Consider the following 1,413-nt stretch of genomic DNA (forward strand, 5'->3'; position numbering starts at 1 on the left):
CTGTCGCTAGCGTTTCAAGTTGTCCGTTTTTGATAGCACACGAAATGTCCGCTTCTGTTTTTGGTTTGGCCCTGTGGACCCTGTGGTCAGGCGCGGTGAGCGGCTGTCCACAAGTCCACAGGCTGGCAGGTGGCGTCGAAGCGGTTCACGCCGCCTGCCTGATTGCGGTGTTCGGCTTGCGCAAGCGGCCGTCCTTTGCATAGCGGGCAATGGGCCTCGGGCCATGGAAGACGGCAAGTGAACCGTCCGGATATTGCCGCAGCTTGACCCGTGCCTTGACGAAGTGCCTTCGGATTGGGCTTTCCGGCAGTTGCAGCCGCAATTTGCCGAAGACGACCGTGTTGTCATGGCCGACGACACGCTCGACCTCGACGCACAAGATCTCGTTGAGAACCGCCGGGTCGACGGCGACGAAGGCGCTTTCGGCGACCGCCGGGTTTTGCGAGAAGCGAGCGTTGTGAACCGGCAGATAGGTTTCGGCGAGATAGCGGTTGGCTGCTTGCATGTCGGCGATCCCGGCCAGCACCAGTTCCTTGGGTAGACGGTCCTGCAGCGTCGAGAACATGCGCTCCGAGCGGCCGCGGGCCTGCGGCGAATAGGCGGCGATGTGCTCGACGCCGAGCCGATCGAGCGCCCGGCCGACCTGGGTGAGCCGGCTCTTGTCCACCGCTTCGCCGGCCTTCACAGTCACGAAGTAATGGCTGCCCCGGTCGGTGTAGAGGCTGGACGGCAGGCCCTTGGCGGCGAACGTCTCGTTGAGGCCGAAGAAGCTCGACGCCGTGCCTTCCTCCTCGATCAGGAAGGCCGAATAGATGCGGCTCGTGGCGTCGTCCATGGTCACCACCAGATCCAGCGGCGGCTGGCCGCACAGCCAGGCATGGCGGCTTGCGTCCTGATGCAGCATCATGCCCTCGCACGGCTTCCTTTCCCGTTTGCGGCGATGGGCGCCGCGCCGCTTGGCCCGTTCGACGAGACCTGCCGTGTGAAGCTGCGTCTTCGTCCAGGTGTAGCCCCAGGCGAAGTTGTGCTGCGTCACCAGATGCTCGTGAAAATGCTTCACGTTCCATCCAAGGTGCCGCGTTCGATACTCTTCGAGCATCCATTCCAGCTCATCGGCCGGAACCCGCCGCGCCGAGGCCTTGCCCAGCCGCCGGTCCGCCAAGCCGGCAAGCCCCTCGTCCTCAAAGCGCCGCCGCAGGCGCCGAAACTGCCGCTCCGAGCAGCCCAACAGCTCCCCGGCTTCCAGGCAGGACAACTCCCGTGCCTCCCAGCGGCTCAAAACATCGCGAAACTTCCTCATCCTGTGGTCCTGCAGCCAGGTCGTCCGGTTCATCGTCGCGCCACCTCCTGCGCGATATCCAAACCGGACAACTCGTCTGCTACCTAACCCGGACAACTCATGTGCTTACGACA

General features: G+C 63.8%; 1 protein-coding gene. It reads right to left on the reverse strand.

From position 1 onward, the window contains the following. Positions 1-145: 145 nt before the first annotated feature. Entirely contained in the window at positions 146-1,333 is a 1,188-nt protein-coding gene (locus tag LZD57_RS23915; RefSeq protein WP_233722091.1) for an ISNCY family transposase, read from the reverse strand. Between the last annotated feature and the right edge of the window lie 80 nt (positions 1,334-1,413).

It is taken from the genome of Jiella avicenniae (assembly GCF_021390325.1).
Classification (GTDB): domain Bacteria; phylum Pseudomonadota; class Alphaproteobacteria; order Rhizobiales; family Rhizobiaceae; genus Jiella; species Jiella avicenniae.